Source organism: Pseudoalteromonas sp. P1-16-1b, assembly GCF_001401785.1.
In the GTDB taxonomy this organism is placed as follows: domain Bacteria; phylum Pseudomonadota; class Gammaproteobacteria; order Enterobacterales; family Alteromonadaceae; genus Pseudoalteromonas; species Pseudoalteromonas undina.
In genome coordinates, this window is the sequence record NZ_LKGQ01000006.1 from 49,075 (window position 1) to 70,002 (window position 20,928).

The window sequence follows — 20,928 nt, forward strand, 5'->3', positions numbered from 1 at the left end:
CTACCCTCTTAAGAATGTATGTAATAATTGTTCTGTCTCATATAAAGGTAAGCCTACAACGGCAAAATAGCTACCCGAAATATGCGTTACAAAGCGTCCGCCTAACCCTTGAATACCATAACCACCGGCTTTATCTTGAGGCTCGCCCGTTTGCCAGTAAGCGTCTATTTCTTCATCACTGAGTATTTTAAAAGTAACATCAGTACTGACAACACAACTCATTACTTTTTCTGGTGTGGCAAAAGCGATAGCAGTTAACACTTGGTGTGTATTTCCTGATAAACGTTTTAAGGTGTGAGTAAAGTCTTCTTTATCTCGTGGCTTGCATAATGATTGATTATCCATCACTACCACGGTATCACTACCTAGAACAGGCCGATCGGTATATCCTTGTTTTACGCCCATTTGTGCCTTTAAACGCGCTAAACGTTCGACATAATCATATGGGAGTTCGTTAGCGAGCTGGCTTTCATCGGCATCAACACTAAATTGTGAAAACTCGATACCCAACTGGGTTAAAAGCTCTTTACGGCGGGGAGACGCGGAGGCTAAATATACTGCGCAAGTCATTATCTGATCCTAAAGTGTCTACGGTATTTTCTAAGTAGTAAAAATACCCATATCCAACTCAACATGCCTGTTAATACAGGCCATAAGTAATGTGGGCTAAAATAAACGCCAAGTAAAAAATGATTTAACCAAAACTGCATTAAATGATAAAGCGTTAAAAATAAGCCAATTAAAAGGCTTTGTTGCCACAATGAAAAATTGCGAATTTTTTGAAAGTTACTTGCCGTAACAAAAATACACACCGAGTAGGTTAATGAGTTTACACCTAAAGAAGAACCGGTCGCTAAATCAATCACTAATCCAACAACCCAAGCCGTACCTATGTTTAAGCGATGCGGTAAAGCCAAAGACCAGTACATAAGTACCAGCAGCACCCAGTCAGGGCGAAATGGTTCAAGTGAAAAGGGTAACGGCATCAAAGCCATTACCAATGCAAAGAAAATACTTAACGCAATTAATAGCATATGGCGATTAATCATCTCCCATCAACTCCTGCTGATTTAGCCATAACACGACTAATAATCGAATTCGGTCTAATTGAGCTATAGGTTCAGCAAATACTTGCGCAAAAGGTTGTCCTTCATCACGGGTTATTTCGGTGATCACCGCTACCGGATAGCCCTCAGGAAACGTACCACCAAGGCCAGAGGTAACCAACACATCGCCAATACGTACATCTAAACTATGCGGCACATGCGACAGTTTCAGTACGTTAATTTTACCAATACCTTCAACCACTGTTCGCACGTCATTACGTAAAATACGTACAGGCGTAGCATGGGTGGTATCGGTAATTAATAATACTCTTGAAGTAGTTGAGCCCACTTTAGTCAACTGCCCCACAAGTCCCATATCATCAATCACTGCTTGGCTTTCACTTAAACCATCGGTGGTTCCTCGATTTATCACCACTTGGTGGCTATAAGGATTTGAGTGAACAGAAAGTACTTGAGCAATAATTTTACGATTGGTGTGTTTTGAGGACGAGCCCATTAAGGCTCGTAATTTTTGATTTTCTTTTGCTAAGAATTCATATTGCTGAATTTGCTCGCTCTGCAATATTTGCTTTTTTTTCAGGGCTTCATTTTCAGTTTGTAACTGTTCGCGGGTGTGCAAGCTCTTAGCGCTAAAGCTAAATACTTCGTAAGGTAGATTGGCAACATAAATGAGCGGACTAACTAAGGTATTCAAACTGGTGCGAATATTCTCACCGCCCTTAGTGTATCTATCCCCAAGGATCAATACGATACTCAAAAGCACTGCGACAAAAAGTCGCAGTTGCAAAGAGATTGTTTTTTCAAACATTGATTTCATTAATCGTAACTAAAAACGTCACCACCGTGCACATCAATCATCTCAAGCGCTTTACCGCCGCCACGAGCAACACATGTAAGTGGATCATCAGCAACAACTACTGGAATGCCTGTTTCTTCCATGAGTAGGCGATCTAAATCTTTTAGTAATGCGCCACCGCCAGTTAACACCATGCCATGTGCTGAAATATCAGATGCCAGCTCAGGTGGTGACTGTTCAAGTGCAACCATGACAGCGCTTACAATACCCATTAGCGGCTCTTGTAATGCTTCTAAAATTTCATGCGAGTTAAGTGTGAACGAACGAGGAACACCTTCTGCAAGGTTACGACCACGCACTTCTATTTCTACTGGATCGTCTGTTTTAAATGCAGAACCAATTTGGTGTTTAATATTCTCAGCCGTGGCTTCACCAATTAAGCTACCAAAGTTACGACGTACATAATTAATAATGGCTTCATCAAACTTGTCGCCACCAATACGAACAGATGACGAATAAACAACACCATTGAGTGAAATTATAGCCACTTCGGTTGTACCGCCACCAATATCAACAACCATAGAGCCCGTTGCTTCAGATACTGGTAAGCCTGCACCAATTGCAGCAGCCATAGGCTCTTCAATTAAGTAAACTTCACGAGCACCTGCCCCCATCGCTGATTCGCGAATAGCACGCTTTTCAACCTGTGTAGCGCCACAAGGAACACAAATAAGTACACGTGGGCTTGGTCGCATAAAGTTATTGTTGTGCACTTGCTTAATAAAGTGCTGTAGCATTTTTTCGGTCACATAAAAATCAGCAATCACGCCATCTTTCATCGGACGAATAGCTTTAATATTACCAGGTGTACGCCCCAACATTTGCTTAGCTTCTGTACCTACAGATGCAACACTTTTAGGCCCACCAGCACGCTCTTGACGAATAGCAACAACTGAAGGTTCGTTTAATACAATCCCTTCTTCTTTTACATAAATTAGTGTGTTGGCTGTACCTAAATCGATCGATAGATCGTTTGAAAAAATACCACGGAGTTTTTTAAACATGAGGCTGGATGACCTTTGAAATTCGTTCTTATTTTAGTTGCGCTTACTTTAACATTCTCAATGTAATGAGCAATATAAAGCGCAGCCGTCTTTGTAATCATTAAAAAGAGGAAGCGTGTGCTTCCTCATTAAATATTATTGTTCGCTCATTAAGCGAAAGCCAATGTAATTAGCTCTAAAATCTGGCGCTAGGATTAAACGCGTTGAGGCACGAGCGAGGCTAGGAGCAAAGTTCCATGCGCCGCCACGAACCACAGCATTTTTTTTATTCTCTGTGCTACTAGTCCATTCCCATACATTGCCCACTGTATCGTATAAGCCAAATGCATTTGCAGAAAAAGACCCTACCGGAGCGGTGCGTTTGTTTGACCATTCGCTACCACACCAACCACAGTTTGCTAAGTTTTTACCAATTTCGTTACCCCAAGGGTACTCAGTATCTGTACCTGCACGCGCAGCATATTCCCACTCAACCTCAGTTGGCAGACGATACACTTGTGCTGTTTTATCAGAAAACCATTCTGCGTAAGCCGTAGCATCATTTTTTGTCAAACACACAGCTGGAAAATCATTTGTTTGCTCAAACCCTGGAGCTCGCCAATTTAAGCTCGCTTCCCAAACGGGTTCTCCATTTAGATAATAAGCACAGCCTTTGCCTTTTTCAGCTTCAGTCTTGTATTGTGTCTCGTTTACAAACTTCTCAAATGCGCCAACAGTGACTTCTTTACTTTGCATGACAAAAGATTCACTAATCGTTTTTTCAACAACAGGACGCTCGTTTTCCAGTCCATTGCCGTTAATATCGCCCATTTTAAATGTGCCAACAGGGATTATTACGGCTGACGAATCCACTGTTGGTGGCTGCGTATCAACTTCCATTCCCTTAGGACAATCTGCTTGTATTATTTGCTCTCGCTTTTTAGTCGGTGCAGCAATCGACTCTGACTTTTTTTCTAACTTAGCAAAAAGCGTGCGTGTCTTTTTTAAGTCAATACGTGCTTTATAAGGGATGTAACCCTCTTTGCGTATTTCTAATTTATGCAAACCACGCGGTAATCTTGTTACTAAGCGAGTTGAACCTACACTAATGTCGTTAATAAAAACTTCATCACCATGTACGTTAGAACGCAAAGTTAACTGAATTAACTGATCTTTCTTTTGTTCAGCGACCACTTTAGGCTTTTTATTAACTATTTTAGCGACCGCTTTATTATCCGTATTATCGCTGAATGTTAACTGACTATCAGAAAAAGTAGTGCTATAAGCTGGCTGATAAGTATTTGTCAGCGGGGTACCATACTCTGAACAAAAACTGTTATTTACACTTAATAAGTGACATAAACGACTACTGTTTACATCCCCACGCATAGTAACGCTTAAATTGACGTTGTAATCACCTTGGCCGCTAAATGCACTCTTAATCACGTGACTACTTAAAATCTGTACTTGTGCCCCTGACATGTCTCGCTTAGGTTCAACCAGACGTTTTTCTGTAAGGTTTTCAAAAATTTGATCTAAAAAGCGATTAGTGGCTTTTTTCAGCCCCATCTGCTGGCCGCGTTGTTCACATGCAGCGAGTGTTTCAGTACGCTTACAATTAAGGGTATGATCGACCTCGAGCGTTCCCTCGCGGGTAAACTCATTGCGCAGTCGCTCTACACGCGCAGTAGTGTATTGCACTTTTAAACTTTCGATGGTGTTCTGAAGTGCATGTTTATCAGCGCGAATTTGCTCAATATCTTTTAGATGGGATGCAATTGCCGCCAATTGCATAGAAATATCATTTTTATTTTGTTCTTGATCAACAACGGCTTTTTGATAACGCGATTGTGCAGAAGTAATATCAAGCGACGGGTTATCAATTAAGCGTCGGTACATATCATTCATCGCATCTAACGCTTGATTTTTTTCTTTATCAAGTTGTGTTGAACGCGCTCTTAGCAGTTCAAGTTGGGTTTGAAGCTGATTTTCTTCTTGTAAATATTTATCGAGCATCGTTGTTGAACGAGTGTATTCTGTTTGTTTCGTATTAATCTCTGATTCAATTCTGTTTACAGTAGTTGTATCTTGTGCAAATACTGTGCTGGCAAAAAAGCTAGCAGAAATTAACAGAGATAAAGGAGCAATTCGCATATATTCCAGTCCCAAAAAAGCGGCAATTATTTGGTTATTATTATTTTTTATAATAAAACCTTATGCTATGTACTTGAAGCACAAAACACAAGCTTTGTTCATTTATTATCTCAGTTTACAACTATTATCCCGTTTCATGCCAGTAAATAACCGTTTCATTTGTACTAAATAGCTAATTTATTTAACAACATCGATATTTATCTGCCATTTACGCCCAAAAGATACCAATTTAACGGCGTATTCATATTTTTTAATTTGCTTAAGTAATAAAATTTAAGTCAAAATAACGCTATTAACCAGCACATTCACCATGTAACTAATAAAAAAGAGTGATAATGCCAATACCATTCAATATTAATGAACATAGTTATTTACAACCAATTAGTAACAAATTGCTAGCAGAAAAAAACATTACGTTAAACATTAAGCGTGATGATTTATTGCACCCTGTTATTAGTGGTAATAAATGGCGTAAGCTCAAATACAATTTAGCTCGCATGCAACAACAAGGCAAAACAGAGTTACTGACCTTTGGTGGCGCTTTTTCGAATCATATTCACGCGTGTGCAGCCGCAGGAAAAGAATTTAACCTAGTAACTCACGCAATTGTGCGCGGACCTGAACTTGACCTCAATAATCCAACGTTAAAATTTGCAAAGCAATGTGGCATGCAATTACATGTAGTTAATCGATTAGAATACCGACAACGAAATGATAAAGCATACTTATCGGCATTACAGGCTCGATTTCCCAATGCGTATATTCTGCCTGAAGGAGGCACTAACGAATTTGCTTTAGAGGGATGTAAAGAACTCGCCCAAAGTTTACCTGAGCACGACTACTTAATCTGTCCTACTGGCAGTGGTGGAACATTGGCGGGCTTAATAGAGGGCAGCTCAAATAAAAGCACCCTACTAGGTATTGCCGTTTTAAAGCAAGCCGACTACCTGAGAGACGAAATACGAGCCCTTAGCCCTAGAGCTAAATCACAAAGTAATTGGCAATTACTTACACAATTTCATGATGGCGGATATGGTCGTTTTACCTCTGAACTGTGGCAGTTTTGCCAATATATGTTGCAACAATATCAGTTACCACTTGAGCCTATTTACAGCGGTAAAATGATGTATGCACTTTGGCAGCTCATTAACAACGACTACTTTCCCTCTGGCAGCAAAATTATTGCAATTCATACAGGTGGGCTGCAAGGTTTAGACGGGCTAAAATATCGTGGACTTGTTTAATTAGCTAATGAAATGCAACTTGAGTGAAGTCGGGTAATAATCCAGAAAAATACCCCCCTTGTGCAGTACTAACACCTATCGCTTTTAAAAATTGCAGTTCCTGATACGTTTCTACACTTGAGGCCACCACCGGCAGACTCAATAATTTGCCAATATGCACAATTCCCCTGACAGATTTCTGCTGGAAATAATTATGATCTATTCCATGAACAAGTTCATAGGCCAAATTAAGCCCCACGATTTGCTTATTATGGGTGAAGTTAAATATACTTTTACTACTTCTAACTTCATCTATAACGATATTAAAGTTGAGCGCTGTTATGGCCGAAAAAGCAGCTTGCAATCGATCTTGGTTATTTAAGAAATCAGCCTCATTTATCAAAAACTGTAACGTATGCACGCTTTTCAATTCACTCATATGTTTACTTAGCCAAACCCAAAACTCACTATTAAACCAACTTTTAGGATGCAATTTAATACTAATAACAGACGATGACTTTTCTATTAACAGCAGTTTTTTAACTTGCATAACAACTGCTTGGTCTAGTAATAGCGCCTCACCCTCATTGTAAAACTGACTTATATAATCTTGATTAAATAGTTGTTTATTTGTCTTATCGCTACTTTTAATTAAAACATGATGTTTAATAATAATGCCACTATCCAACTCGTATACAGGTTGAAATAAAATCGCTAATTTTTGCTTTTCAATTCCCTGCTTGACCAAATTTTCATCAGCCACCTTAAGGTGACTGCAATTGAGTGCCAATTGATGATAATGCTTCACTCTACTTTGCATTGATAGTGTGAGTGACGATCTGGCAAGCTGATACACCATTACCTGATCAGCATTCGAGTAGTAAGTACACACACCTAACTTTATACTCTCGTCAGCCACTCTAGGGGCTAAAATATAGGCTGCGTTAAGCATGCATTGATGTAAATGTTTAGCACAATTTGCTCTCTCAATCGCACTAACCCCTTTGAGAGTAAAAGCAAAATTACCCGCTGTTAATAACTTAACGGATATTACAGCCGTATTGGTAAAATCTTTTGCTAGTAATACTTTAAGAGTCGCTTGTAAGTCCGTATTTATATCAAAATGACATTCGCATTGAATGAGTGCAAATATATTATAGCCAATTGTTTTCTGCTCCTTGGCTGCTGTCTTTAATACCGATAGTGAAGGCATTGTTTTAGGCGTATAACACACTTTTTTATAGCCATCGCTTTGGTTACGCTTTAATACCATTGAGTTATTTACTCTCGTTTTGAGTAATATAGCGCGCCTAACAGCAAAAATTATGACCAAAATAAACACATTCATTATTATAAATAGGTCACTGTAGGCATACCAAAGAGGCCATGAATATAACAAAACCCCTTTTGAATTAGAGCTGAAGTATTGCTTTTGCTGCTTAACATAAACAGAAACTTTATCTGGAGCTAGGGTAAAAGGTGTATTTGTTAAAAGTTGTTGCTTATTCACTAGTGGCTGCTGTAATTGCTTAGCGAGTTCTATACCTGTTTGCTTATTTTGATATTGTAAAACTAAATTTAAACCACTATTAAAAATAACAAATAGCATAAAACACAGAGCGTAAAATAAGGCACTAGCGTAATTGGTAAACTGAGACTGACTGGCTTTCATAACTTACCCGCTCATTAAATAAGTTATTAAAGTGTTGTCTACTATTTGCAATTGCACAAGCCAATCATAAAAGTTTAGTAGCTGTTTTATTATTAATACTTAATGTTTATAAACATTATATTTAGTCATAAGTAATCGCTGCATCTTATTGGCACAGGTGGGAGGTTTGTTACAAATTAAACAGATTGACGTTACTATGCTTTGTAAACCTTAAAACAATGTATAAATTTTAAATGAGGATTATTCACTCATTTAAAGATAAGCGAAAGGTATGGAAACTAGTCTCAATAAAAAAGCCCTGATTACTCAGGGCTCTTTTTTAAACATTTTTATCTTTGTCTTTGGCTAAAACGGAATATCGTCATCAAAGTCGATTGTTGGTTCCATAGGGTTTGATGCGCCACCTTGCGGTGCATTTTGCGGCTTAGGAGCAAACCCGCCTTGCTGTTGTGGTGCATTATTTTGCTGAGGTGCAAAGCCACCTTGTTGCTGTGGAGCATAACTGCCTTGCTGACTATTCTGGCCTTGGTTATTTTGACCATAGCTACCGCTTTGCTGTCCGCCTTGGTTACCTTGATAACCGCCACTTTGTTGACCACCTTGGTTACCTTGATAACCGCCACTTTGTTGACCACCTTGGTTACCTTGATAGCCACCGCTTTGTTGGTCGCCACCGCGTGCACCTAACATTTGCATTTGACCTGTAAAACCATCAACAACAATTTCTGTGGTGTATTTTTCTTGGCCCTGTTGGTCAGTCCATTTACGAGTTTGAAGCTTACCTTCTACGTAAATTTGTGAACCCTTGCGGCAGTATTCGCCTACAATTTCAGCTAATTTGCCAAAAAATACCACACGGTGCCACTCAGTTTTATCAACCATTTGGCCAGTGTTTTTATCTTTATAGCTGTCTGAAGTTGCTAAGGTAATATTTGCTACACCATTACCATTAGGCATGTAACGAACTTCAGGATCTTGCCCTAAATTACCAACCAAAATTACTTTGTTCACACCGCGTGCCATGGAACCATCTCCTATAAACGTTAGATTAAACCAGCCACTCTTCGGGCTTGGTCTAGGTCAAATTCTTTATCATTAATCTTTAAGTAGCTTCGACTTTCATCGCGAACTACGGTTGCTTCTATTACGCCGGGTAAAGCAACTAACTGAGAAGCTAGTGTTTGTGCCTGCTCTTCAGAATCTAATTGGGTCATTAAACTAATAACTTTGCTTTTCGGTGGGACTTGCATTTTCCACGCAATAATAAGCCATATTACCCCAACAAGTGCCGCCGCCGCAAACACAGCTTGCGTACTGGTGGTTTGTGCTACATACCCACCCAACATACCGCCTAAAAAAGCACCTAAGAACTGGCTAGATGAATACCCACCCATAGCGGAGCCCTTTTGGCTTGCAGGCGCAATACGAGACACAAGAGCCGGCATAGTGGCTTCTAAAAAGTTAAAAGCAACAAAATATAACAGCATACAAACCGCAATGCCAACAACGCTATTGGCCCATATCGACATACTTAACATACTGACTATTAAGACCATCACTGAACTAATAAAGGCTTGTTTTTCTTTCTCTTTTTTAATTGCCACTATCATTACCGGCACCATCAAAAAAAACGCTAAAAATAAAACCGGGATATAAAGCTGCCAATGGTTTTCAGCCACAAGTCCATCTTTAATTAGTTGACTTGGCAATACTACAAAAATAGTCGTCAATGTTAAATGCAGCAATAATACACCTGCATTTAGACGCGCAAGCTGCGGATGTTTAATTAGCTTTTTAATGTCACTAAAGCTGGCAAGTGTATCGCCTTTAGGGGCTTTATTTATTGCACTAGGCACCAGCATAGTGACAATAAAAATTCCTAATACAGCCAGTATAGCAGTTAACCAAAACACTCCGGCTATACCCCATGAAGCTGCCACAATTGGCCCAAGTAGCATAGCGAAGGCGAAGCTCATACCGATGCTCATGCCAATCACTGCCATGACTTTTGGTCGTTGTTCGTCACGGCTTAAGTCTGATGCAAACGCTAAAAGTGCGCTGGCGATAGCACCCATACCTTGTAAGGCACGTCCTACCGTCACCATTTGTATAGACTCGGCCAAAGCAGCAATCACTGAGCCTAAAGCAAATACAAGTAAACCACCTACAATCACTTTTTTACGGCCAATTTTATCGGATAGTCTTCCCATTGGGATTTGTAATACGGCCTGCGTTAAACCATACGCACCAATTGCAAAACCTATCCATATAGGTGAAAAGCCTTCAAGCGATTGACCATAAATAGCTAAAACAGGCATCAGCATAAACAAGCCAAGCATTCTAAATGCAAACACACTCGCTAACGATACGGCGGCGCGTTTCTCTCGTGAATTAAGTGAAGATGCGGTCATTATTTGCGTGATCTTACTGTGTGAAAAAATTAGGCAAGGATTCTATCACAAGCTTGGCAATAATTAATCGTCTATAACTAAGGATTTTTTCAATGATCAAGGATTAATATTGCAGCGTATTATGCGATACTGAACAAATAATTTTGGCAATAAACGAGATAGCATGGAAAACATTGAAGTCCGAGGCGCCCGCACGCACAATTTAAAAGACATCAGCCTAACCATCCCACGTGATAAACTAATTGTTATCACTGGCTTATCTGGTTCAGGAAAGTCATCACTTGCATTTGATACGCTATATGCAGAAGGGCAACGCCGGTATGTTGAATCACTCTCTGCTTATGCAAGGCAGTTTTTGTCATTAATGGAAAAACCTGACGTAGATCATATTGAAGGCCTTTCCCCTGCTATTTCCATTGAACAAAAATCAACCTCGCATAATCCCCGTTCAACCGTGGGAACCATTACTGAAATCTACGATTACCTGCGTTTAATGTTTGCACGGGTTGGCGAACCTCGCTGTCCAACTCATGATCTTCCTTTAGCAGCGCAAACAATTAGTCAAATGGTCGATACCGCATTAGCGCTGCCTGAAGGCACTAAGTTAATGCTACTTGCTCCTGTTGTTAAAGACCGTAAAGGTGAGCATGTAAAACTATTAGAACAGCTTGCCAGTCAAGGTTACATTCGCGCTCGTATAGATGGTGAAGTATGCGACTTATCCGATCCACCACCGCTTGATTTACATAAAAAGCATACTATTGAAGTCGTGGTGGATCGCTTTAAAGTCAAAGACGGCCAGCAACAACGTCTTGCGGAATCATTCGAAACGGCACTAGAAATGTCAGGCGGCGTTGCCAACATTGCTTTTATGGACGATAGCAGTGCTGAAGAAATGCTGTTTTCAGCAAATTTTGCTTGCCCAACCTGTGGCTATGCGATGACCGAACTTGAACCGCGTTTATTTTCGTTCAATAACCCTGCAGGAGCTTGTCAAAGCTGTGATGGTTTAGGCGTAAGACAATACTTTGACCCTAATCGCGTGGTTCATAACCCTGAAATAAGTTTAGCTGGCGGTGCAATTAAAGGCTGGGATAAACGCAGCTTTTACTATTATCAAATGTTGCAAGCAGTTGCACAGCATTACGATTTTGATTTAGATGTTCCTTATCAAGAGCTTGCAAAAGAACATAAAAAAATTATTTTAGATGGCTCTGGTGATACTAAAATTGCATTTAATTATCGTAATGACCGCGGTGATTTAATTACACGTAATCATGTATTTGAAGGCGTGTTAAACAATATGAACCGCCGCTACCGTGAAACTGAGTCAAACTCAGTGCGTGAAGAACTAGCCAAATATCAAACCAGCCAAGCCTGCCCTAGTTGTAAAGGCTCACGTTTGCGCCAAGAAGCACGCAATGTATTTATTGGTCAAACTAACTTGCCAACCATTACGCATATGAGTATTGGTGAGGCGATGAGCTTTTTTGAAGGTTTGCATTTAACTGGGCAAAAAGGCCAAATCGCCGAAAAAATTCTAAAAGAAATTCGCGATCGCCTATCGTTCTTAATAAATGTAGGTCTAAATTACTTATCACTTGAGCGCAGCGCCGACACACTTTCAGGCGGTGAGGCACAGCGTATTCGCTTAGCGAGTCAAATTGGTGCTGGGTTAGTGGGTGTTATGTATGTACTGGATGAACCTTCAATTGGTTTGCACCAACGTGATAACGACCGTTTATTAAAGACTTTAGTTCATTTACGCGATTTGGGTAACACCGTCATTGTTGTAGAACACGATGAAGACGCCATTCGTGCCGCTGATCATATTATTGATATTGGCCCAGGTGCTGGCGTACATGGCGGCCATGTTATTGCTCAAGGTACACGCGATGATATTTTAGCAAGCAAAGACTCGGTTACCGGCCAGTTTTTATCGGGCGTGCGAAAAATAGAAGTACCTAAAGAGCGCCATGCTACTAACGAGAAATGGTTAGAACTGTTTGGCGCAACGGGTAATAACTTAAAAAATGTTGATTTAAAAATACCTTTTGGCTTAATGACCTGTATTACCGGCGTATCTGGTTCGGGTAAATCAACGCTCATTAACGATACCTTATTTAAACTTGCTCACACAGAACTCAACGGCGCAACTACTGCAGAAGCAGCTCCTTATGGGTCAATTGCAGGACTTGAGCACTTTGATAAAGTAATTGATATTGACCAAAGTCCTATTGGCCGCACACCGCGTTCAAACCCTGCCACTTATACTGGTATTTTCACTGGTATTCGTGAGCTGTTTGCGGGTACTCAAGAAGCCCGTTCACGCGGTTACAAAGTGGGTCGCTTTAGCTTTAATGTTAAAGGTGGGCGTTGTGAGGCGTGCCAAGGTGATGGCGTTATCAAAGTAGAAATGCACTTTTTACCAGACGTATATGTACCGTGTGATGTATGTAAGGGTAAACGTTATAATCGCGAAACCTTAGAAGTACAATATAAAGGCAAAAACATCAACCAAGTGCTCGACATGACCGTTGAAGATGCCCATGACTACTTTGATAAAATACCGGCTATAGCACGTAAACTTAAAACCCTAATGGATGTTGGACTCTCTTATATCCGTTTAGGCCAAGCCGCTACAACACTTTCTGGTGGTGAAGCACAGCGAATTAAGTTAGCACGTGAGCTTTCTAAGCGTGATACTGGAAAAACCTTGTACATTCTTGATGAGCCAACCACGGGACTTCATTTTGCTGATATTGAACAGTTATTAGTGGTGCTTCATCGCCTACGCGATCATGGCAATACCATTGTAGTAATTGAGCATAATTTAGATGTAATAAAAACTGCCGATTGGATCGTTGATTTAGGCCCTGAAGGTGGTGCTGGCGGCGGTGAAATACTGATTGCAGGCACACCAGAAGAAGTGGCGGAATGTCAGCGCTCACATACTGGGCACTACTTAAAACCGCTATTAAATAAATAGCGGTAATACACTTTGAGGAAAGCCGGTGTTAAGGTATTTAAAAGTTGCAAAATGGCGTGCTAATAAACAGTTTAAGCAACAGCAAAAAAGCTGGCAACCACACCAAATTAAACTGCTGAGTCATATAAAAAGCATATGGTTTAACCTTAACACCGCGCAAAAGCTTTACCTTCTTGCACTTATAAGTTTAGCTATTTTTAAGTTAACCTGGTTGTGCGCCAGCATCACCATTGTTGCACTAATCGTAGAGTTTTGGCCCAAGTTTAATCAGCTCTGGAATTCACTCGCTGGCAAAGCACTTATTTTGGTATTTTATGCCAGTATTGCTAACTTTGTTCTAGCAGGTGCAAGCGGTATAGTGAATGAAGTAACGCAAGTATCAGCTAATCATTTTAACTACACCCACAACTTTGCCACTTTATTATATTTACCGCCTTGGACACTGGGGATAACCCTAGCAACCTTACTCGGCTTACAGCTTATTTTGCCATTTTACATCATCGTTTTACTGCTTATAAAACCCTTTGGCTCTGATCGTATTAAATTTATCAGTCAAAGCTATTCGCCGCTTCTCACTGCATTTACGCGCTTTTTTTTAGCTACTGTGGTGTTTGTAAGTTTAATCGCGTTCATTGATGACAAACCGCCTGAAAAAGTATTAAACGACATAGTAAATAATTTTGAAAATAGTAAGTCTATTGCAAATAAGTCACCCGCAGAACAGGAACAAGCAATAGAAGAGTTAAGTGAACAGATAGAAAAAAAACTTCCCTCTTCAGACAATGACAAAACTCAGACAAAAACATTTGGTATTCGCTTAGAAGGCGAAGACGATAATACCCAGACAGTTAAGCAGTTTTTAGATACTAAAGGCTACTTTGAGCGCAGTAAACGCTTAATCGCTATGTTTGCCTATAGTTATGAAGCAGATAGCTACTCTCGCTGTAAAAAGTCAAAAGAGAGTAAGTCAATTGAGCTCAATGATTACGAAATTGTTGAAATAACGCCTGATCAAAGTATGCCTTATGGCTATCAATTTATAGTTAGAGCCTGTGAATCTGCCGGTATTTCAGCCATGAAACATTAAAATAAAATGCCGCTAAATTAGCGGCATTTTTGCAGATAAAAACACAGGCTTATGAGCGCGGAATAAACCCAACCGCATCATAAACTGCTTTTAATGTTTTCTCAGCACGGGCACTGGCTCTCTCTGCATAATGAATAGCGCTATTCGCCCCAACTAATTTGTACTATTTGCATATCTTTATACTTAGATCCCGTAAATAATATTTCATTGCTTTCGTTTACCTCAAAACCAATAGGTCGAAAGTCCACGTGTGTATCTTGTATGGTTTGATCTTGTAAATTTAGTCTAGCGATTCTTGAAATAGAATCTGAATAATAGAAATAGTCTTTACTGATCCCATATGCAACTGACTTTTTGGCATTTTTAGGTAATTCCCAGCTTTGCCTATCGGATAAGCGAATTAACTGATTATCGTTGGTTACGTAGCCGTTACCTTTACTATCTGAAATGAGTTTATTCGCTTTTATTCCTTCTATTACATGAGTATCACGAGTTAGTAAATTAAACTCTGCCAATATATTTTTTGTACCAAGGCGCTTAATATAAATAATGCTTTCGTTATTTTTTGACCAAATATAGCTTACTATTTCATGTTTATTAAATTCTTCTAATGGATAAATTTTTTGAGTGTTTACGTCATAAAATAAAAAGCTTTTATTTTTTATGAACATTATGCGCTGCTTATTGGGAGAAGCTCTGAGCATTCCTAATGCAAAAGTCGAAGGGGCATCATCATAATTAAAAAAGCTGAGTTGCTTTGTAAAACCATTTTGAGAGAGCCATAATTGACTGCTGCCAGAACGCTCAGATACAAAAACATGCGCAGGCCCTTCTTTATTAACTATTTCAATAATGTTGTAGTCGTCTTTATCACTTTTATAGAGCGTTTCATATTTAGGTGTATCGCCAAAAGGGTCTGTTACTTTAATTAGCGAGTATGATTGGGTTTTATTCTCTGAATAAAAAAGACTATTGGCAGAGTGCACTGCTATATAATAAGGAGTTATATTTGGGGTTACTGTTAGTGTATTTTTAACAGTGTTTTTTTCATCAAATATAATGGTTGAAAGCTGTGTTCCTTCAAATACTATTATGCCTTTATCGTCTGCAAGCCAGTCAAACGCGAAGCTAATTATACTTTTCTTTGCTTTAAATAAGCGCTTGGTTTCGTGGGTTTCAAAGTCGTAACTAAATACAGAAAAAGGCTTACCCTTTTGACTAAGTATATACGCTATTTTATTACCAGATTGAGATAAACGCGGCATGATCGCGCCGTACATTACACCTGGCGGTGGGATCACTATAAACTCTTTTTTAAGTTCTAAATCAAATTTATATAAGCCTGAACCATCATGCTCATTTTTATATTCGGTGTAATAAATATGCTCACCACTTTCGTCTACTTGCGCATAACCTGTGTATCTAAAGTCACACTTTTTAATAGAGGTAGCCTCCCCTATAACAGGAAACTGGCTTAGATCAACGAGTACCATTTCACACTTTTGTTGTTTTAAATTGGTAGCTTGTAATAACACTGAGTGCTGATTTAATTGCCACGATAAAATAGATACCTGAAAGCCAGGATAGGTAATTTCAACTTCCCTTTGATCAGATAGTCGCTTTACAAATGCATGCATTACGTCATTTTCAGGTTCTATATTGGTGTAAGCTAAATATTGTTTATCTGAGGATAATTCAGGGTGAACTTCACTACCTATATTCCACGTGCTTGCTACCTTATTAACCGTGATCTGTTTAATCTTTTCGCTAGAAGGTGCATTAATAAAAAACAACCCTAACCATACTAAAAAGCACAGACAAATAATGACGACTAAAGAATAGATCAAAAACTTTTTACTATTCGTTCTTTGAACCGGTTGAGAAGTAGTTGCAGTCACTACCTCTTCATTTTTGGCAAAAAAATCCGGTGAGTCAGGCAAAAAGTTTGCAGGCTCTTCAAAAACGCTTGTTTGCGTTAAACGCTCTGGTATTACGGTTAGACTGTAACCTTTACGGTAATGAGTTTTTAAAAGCGGTGCTTTTTCAGTTGGGTGGGCAAGCTGCTTTCTTAACTCTGAGATTGCACGGTTAATCGCATTATCATCAACAAAGCTCTGTTGCCACACACTTTCAATAAGCTCTTGTCGAGAAACAATGTGTTGAGGCTTATTTATAAAGTGCAGTAATAGCTTTACTAAAAGTGGGTCTAATTCCCTTTCCATATTGTTTGAAGTAATCACACAGCGATTACTAATAAATTGCCAAGGTCCGATTTGATAATTCATAGTTTTACATATTTTTATTTTTCAACAACCCTACCACAGGTACACTTTTTAATATAGCTAGGTTAATTTAAAACCTTATATTCACAGATAAGGTTTGTGATTAACTCTCTAATTTAAAACAACAAAAAAAATAAAAACCTTATAAATAAATCACTCACAACTAGATAAGCGACTCTAGATAAATTTAGCGATATTCTTTAAAACGTCATCAACAAGCAGCTTACTAAACACGACTTTTTAATAGTAATTAAGCTGACTTTTAAACATAAAAAAGGTTTCATTATGAATAACGCAACTAAAAAAGTATTACCCGTAATTTTATTAGCAACAGTATTTAGTACAGCCTCTGCAGTCGCTACAGAAAGTAAAAACAACACGCTACTAACCAATTCAGATCAATGTGCAGCGGGTGAAATAGTCATCAATAGCAATCAAATAATTTATGCTACCAACACTGACTCACTCATCAAGCATGAAGTAAACACTGAAACATTATTTACTAGTATAGAGAACCAAATTGCAACCGACTTTGAATCGTCCATCAACAAGATGAACTCAAAAATTGATAGTAACCTTTCAAAAATAACGTCGTCACTAACAACTTATATAAGCACTATTTTAACCAATCAATAATAAATAAAATTACATTAAGGAAGTGTTATGAATACATTTACTAAAAAAGTTCTTTCAGCAACCGTATTATTGAGCGGCTGCTTATTAGCAACGACTGTACAAGCACAAAGTTCAGTGTGGCAAGTAAGTAAAGGAAATGACTCATTATTTATTGGCGGCACAGTACACATTTTACCTAAGTCAGAGATGCCTCTACCAGTGGAGTTTAACTACGCCTATAAGCAAGCAGATACGATTGTATTAGAAGCACCAATACCTGATCCTAGCGATGCACAAGCACAAATGAAAATGTTGAGCGCACTATCTTATGAAAATAATGAAACATTGAGCCAAAAGCTAACTCCAGAGGTAAAGTTAGCATTAGAAAAAAAGCTGGCTGAATTTGGTGCAAACCTAACTAAATTAGATAACTTTCGTCCTGCAATGGTTAGTATTGTGCTGATGTCGATGGAGCTGCAAAAACAAAATTTAATGGGTGAAGGCGTTGACGCTTACTTTACTAAAAAAGCGACATTAGATAATAAGGAACAACAATACTTAGAGACTATGGCGTTTCAGTTAGAGTTATTTAAGACTATGGGTGAAGGTAGCGAAAATGACTTTATCAAAAATAATTTAGCTGGGTTTGATAATTACGGTGTGACGTTTAAAAAATTACTCTCAGCTTGGCGTAAAGGTGATACGCAATCGCTCTACACAGTAGCACTTGAAACGATGCAAAAAAATGATCCTGCAACTTATAAACAATTAATGACTGATAGAAACAATAACTGGCTAGTTAAAGTAGAGCAAATGTTTAATAACGATAAAAGTGAATTTGTTCTCGTGGGAGCAGGCCACCTAGCCGGAGAAGGTAGCTTACTGACATTACTTGAAAATAAAGGCTACCAAGTATCTTTAGTTGATATTAACAATCCAACGTTCAAAACAACCGTTAAGGCCGAGTAATGGATAAAACAGACAAGCAAGCATTGTTACTTTTGTCTATATTTAGCTTTTTAATGTTAATCAGCGTAATATAAAAAATGCCGCTAAATTAGCGGCATTTTTGTATCTGCAAAAAAACAGGCTTATGGGCGTGGAATAAACCCAACCGCATCATAAACTGCTTTTAATGTTTTCTCAGCACGGGCACTGGCTTTCTCTGCACCCATTTTCATAATGTCATTTAATAACGTTTGGTCTTCACGTATTTCTTTAAAGCGAGCCTGAATTGGCTCTATCATGCTCACGACAGCTGCTGCGGTGTCTTTTTTCAAGTGGCCATACATTTTATCTTCGTATTCAGGTACTAACTCTTCGATTGGACGCTTAGTTGCAACACTTAATAAGGTAAGTAAGTTAGAAACGCCTGGTTTTTCACTTCGATCAAAATAAATGCGTGCTTGTTCGTCTGAGTCGGTAACCGCTTTTTTAAGCTTTTTCTCAATCTTTTTAGGCTCGTCTAACATCATAATAAAGCCATTTGGGTTTTCATCAGACTTAGACATTTTTTTCAGTGGATCTTGTAGGCTCATTACTCGCGCACCAAACTCAGGAATATAAGGTTCTGGCAACGTAAAAATCTCGCCGTATACATTATTAAAACGATTAGCAATATCACGCGTTAACTCAAGGTGCTGCTTTTGATCTTCGCCAACAGGCACTTTATCTGCTTGGTATAGTAAAATATCAGCCGCTTGCAAAGCTGGGTAAGCAAATAACCCAACATTAATATTATTAGCATGCGTTGCCGACTTATCTTTAAACTGGGTCATGCGATTAAGCTCACCCATTTGCGCATAACAGTTTAATACCCAACCAAGTTGTGCATGCTCAGGTACCTGAGATTGAACAAATAATGCCGCTTTTTCTGGGTTAATGCCACACGCCGTATATAAAGCAACGCCATCGAGTACACGACCACGCAATAACTCAGGGTCTTGGCGTACGGTAATTGCATGCAAGTCTGCAAGCATAAAGTAGCTATCATATTCTTCCTGTAGCTTAACCCACTGGTTAATAGCGCCAACATAGTTGCCTATTGTCATACCACCGGTTGGCTGCATGCCACTTAATACTACTGGTTTACTCATGATTTTCCTTTATTTTTACTTAATTAAAAATGCTTAACGCTGCGTTAGTGTCGGTATTATAGCTAAGAAGTTATCGCATAGGTACTGCGGATTATAATCCCCTAGCTGCTCTCCTTGATGATACCCGTATGTAAGGGCTATCACATCAATATTAGCGGCTTGTGCTGCCAGTATGTCACTCTTTGAATCACCGATCATAATCGCTTTATCAGGCGAAATATTCAATGCATTACAAGCAAATAAGAGTGGCTCAGGTGACGGTTTTTTTGCCATGTCGTCACCGCAAACAATTACTTCAAAATGACTGCGAATAGCCAGTTTATCTAAAAGTAGTTCAGTAAAGCGGCGTGCCTTATTGGTAATAAGTGCTTTGGGCATACCACTAAGGGCTGCGAGTCCAGTTTCAACATGCTGATATAATACGCTGTATTCACCAACCTGCTCACTGTAATGTTGATAAAACAGGTTGATAGCTCGTTCGCTTAAAGCCTCATCGAGGTGTTCACTAATTTGCATATCACCGCATAGAGCTCGCTTTACTAACACCTCTATGCCATTACCTACCCAGCTTTCAACTAATCGCTGACTAACTATGGGAAACGCTAAATCACTTAGCGTAAGATTTAAGGCCATATATAAGTCATACACGCTATCAACTAGCGTGCCGTCTAAGTCAAATAGTGCAGCATCATATTTCATTATTTAATACTTTCTAATTGTTGGCGCATTTCATCAATTACGCTTTTATAGTTAGGCTGATTAAAAATAGCAGAGCCTGCAACAAACATGTCAGCCCCCGCTTCAGCCGCTGCAGCTATGTTATCTACTTTAATACCGCCATCAACTTCTAAACGAATATCACGCCCTGAATCAATAATGCGTTGCTTTGCCTCTCGCAGTTTCTCAAGTGTTTGTGGAATAAAACTTTGCCCACCAAACCCAGGATTTACTGACATTAATAAGATCACATCTACTTTATCCATCACGTGATCGAGGTAACTTAAACTTGTTGCAGGGTTGAACACTAAGCCAGCCTGACAGCCTTGATCTTTTATCAATTGCAAAGTACGGTCAACATGCTCACTGGCTTCTGGATGAAAAGTAATAATTGATGCACCCGCCTCGGCAAATTGTGGAATTAAGCTATCTACCGGTTTTACCATTAAATGAACATCAATAGGGGCTTTAATCCCATAATCGCGAAGTGCTTTGCACACCATTGGGCCTATTGTTAAGTTAGGGACATAATGGTTATCCATTACATCAAAATGGACAACATCAGCTCCTGCAGCTAACACTTTGTCGACATCTTCACCAAGGCGTGCAAAATCTGCAGATAATATTGAGGGCGCTATTAAGTATTTTTGTTCACAGTTGAGCATCGCTAATCCATTAATGAATAATTTATGGCGTTAATGTAACTTAATTAACGATGTTACCCAAGTAACACCTTTAAAAAATAGCGCTAAGATAGCAACACCAATGACAAACTG

17 protein-coding genes are annotated in these 20,928 nt (G+C 39.1%); 5 read left to right on the forward strand and 12 right to left on the reverse strand.

Going from position 1 to position 20,928, the window contains the following annotated elements; genetic code table 11:
- From AN392_RS06665 to AN392_RS06685, 5 genes are all read right to left on the reverse strand, one after another.
- A complete protein-coding gene (locus tag AN392_RS06665; RefSeq protein ID WP_055012252.1) occupies positions 1-570 on the reverse strand; it encodes a nucleoside triphosphate pyrophosphatase in 570 nt (189 codons plus the stop codon).
- Positions 570-1,049, reverse strand: a complete 480-nt coding sequence (mreD, locus tag AN392_RS06670; protein WP_010390467.1) for a rod shape-determining protein MreD — start codon at positions 1,047-1,049, stop codon at positions 570-572. Before mreD ends, AN392_RS06665 begins: the two co-directional genes overlap by 1 nt.
- Complete coding sequence (mreC, locus tag AN392_RS06675) at positions 1,042-1,884, reverse strand: rod shape-determining protein MreC (RefSeq protein WP_010390466.1); 843 nt, start codon at positions 1,882-1,884, stop codon at positions 1,042-1,044. The genes mreD and mreC overlap by 8 nt, the downstream gene beginning before the upstream one ends.
- Complete coding sequence (locus AN392_RS06680) at positions 1,884-2,927, reverse strand: rod shape-determining protein (RefSeq protein ID WP_008113726.1); 1,044 nt, start codon at positions 2,925-2,927, stop codon at positions 1,884-1,886. The genes mreC and AN392_RS06680 overlap by 1 nt, the downstream gene beginning before the upstream one ends.
- Positions 2,928-3,062: 135 nt before the next feature.
- On the reverse strand, positions 3,063-5,060 hold the full coding sequence (locus AN392_RS06685; protein WP_010390465.1) for a formylglycine-generating enzyme family protein: 1,998 nt from the start codon (positions 5,058-5,060) through the stop codon (positions 3,063-3,065).
- Between the two features lie 335 nt (positions 5,061-5,395).
- On the opposite strand from AN392_RS06685, the gene AN392_RS06690 reads away from it, so the two are divergent.
- The gene (locus tag AN392_RS06690) at positions 5,396-6,304 is read left to right on the forward strand and encodes a 1-aminocyclopropane-1-carboxylate deaminase/D-cysteine desulfhydrase (protein WP_055012253.1); all 909 of its coding nucleotides are present in this window, start codon (positions 5,396-5,398) and stop codon (positions 6,302-6,304) included.
- Between the two features lie 4 nt (positions 6,305-6,308).
- On the opposite strand, the gene AN392_RS06695 is transcribed toward AN392_RS06690, so the two are convergent.
- The 3 genes from AN392_RS06695 to AN392_RS06705 form a co-directional block, all read right to left on the reverse strand.
- Positions 6,309-7,955 carry an EAL domain-containing protein gene (locus tag AN392_RS06695; RefSeq protein ID WP_055012254.1) on the reverse strand — a complete coding sequence of 549 codons (1,647 nt, stop codon included), beginning with the start codon at positions 7,953-7,955 and terminating at the stop codon, positions 6,309-6,311.
- Positions 7,956-8,300: 345 nt separating this feature from the next.
- Complete coding sequence (gene ssb / locus AN392_RS06700; protein ID WP_055012255.1) at positions 8,301-8,978, reverse strand: single-stranded DNA-binding protein; 678 nt, start codon at positions 8,976-8,978, stop codon at positions 8,301-8,303.
- A 20-nt stretch (positions 8,979-8,998) separates the two neighbouring features.
- A complete protein-coding gene (locus tag AN392_RS06705; protein WP_010390458.1) occupies positions 8,999-10,366 on the reverse strand; it encodes an MFS transporter in 1,368 nt (455 codons plus the stop codon).
- Positions 10,367-10,529: 163 nt separating this feature from the next.
- Here AN392_RS06705 and uvrA point away from each other — a divergent pair, with 163 nt between their 5' ends.
- Both uvrA and AN392_RS06715 read left to right on the forward strand, forming a co-directional pair.
- Entirely contained in the window at positions 10,530-13,355 is a 2,826-nt protein-coding gene (gene uvrA / locus AN392_RS06710) for an excinuclease ABC subunit UvrA (RefSeq protein ID WP_010390457.1), read from the forward strand.
- 25 nt (positions 13,356-13,380) lie between these two features.
- The gene (locus AN392_RS06715) at positions 13,381-14,442 is read left to right on the forward strand and encodes a hypothetical protein (RefSeq protein WP_010390456.1); all 1,062 of its coding nucleotides are present in this window, start codon (positions 13,381-13,383) and stop codon (positions 14,440-14,442) included.
- A 140-nt stretch (positions 14,443-14,582) separates the two neighbouring features.
- On the opposite strand, the gene AN392_RS06720 is transcribed toward AN392_RS06715, so the two are convergent.
- The gene (locus AN392_RS06720) at positions 14,583-16,727 is read right to left on the reverse strand and encodes a transcriptional regulator (RefSeq protein WP_055012256.1); all 2,145 of its coding nucleotides are present in this window, start codon (positions 16,725-16,727) and stop codon (positions 14,583-14,585) included.
- Positions 16,728-17,009: 282 nt separating this feature from the next.
- On the opposite strand from AN392_RS06720, the gene AN392_RS06725 reads away from it, so the two are divergent.
- Positions 17,010-17,360, forward strand: a complete 351-nt coding sequence (locus AN392_RS06725) for a hypothetical protein (protein WP_010390454.1) — start codon at positions 17,010-17,012, stop codon at positions 17,358-17,360.
- Positions 17,361-17,387: 27 nt separating this feature from the next.
- On the forward strand, positions 17,388-18,308 hold the full coding sequence (locus tag AN392_RS06730) for a TraB/GumN family protein (RefSeq protein WP_055012257.1): 921 nt from the start codon (positions 17,388-17,390) through the stop codon (positions 18,306-18,308).
- A gap of 122 nt (positions 18,309-18,430) precedes the next feature.
- Here AN392_RS06730 and trpS read toward each other — a convergent pair whose 3' ends face one another.
- The 3 genes from trpS to rpe are packed head-to-tail and all read right to left on the reverse strand — an operon-like array spanning position 18,431 to position 20,817.
- The gene (gene trpS, locus AN392_RS06735) at positions 18,431-19,435 is read right to left on the reverse strand and encodes a tryptophan--tRNA ligase (RefSeq protein WP_055012258.1); all 1,005 of its coding nucleotides are present in this window, start codon (positions 19,433-19,435) and stop codon (positions 18,431-18,433) included.
- A 33-nt stretch (positions 19,436-19,468) separates the two neighbouring features.
- Positions 19,469-20,134, reverse strand: coding sequence for a phosphoglycolate phosphatase (locus tag AN392_RS06740; protein WP_055012259.1), 666 nt, complete (start codon positions 20,132-20,134; stop codon positions 19,469-19,471).
- Positions 20,134-20,817 (reverse strand): ribulose-phosphate 3-epimerase, encoded by a 684-nt coding sequence (rpe, locus tag AN392_RS06745; protein ID WP_055012260.1) that lies wholly within the window; start codon positions 20,815-20,817, stop codon positions 20,134-20,136. Before rpe ends, AN392_RS06740 begins: the two co-directional genes overlap by 1 nt.
- Positions 20,818-20,928 lie beyond the last annotated feature (111 nt).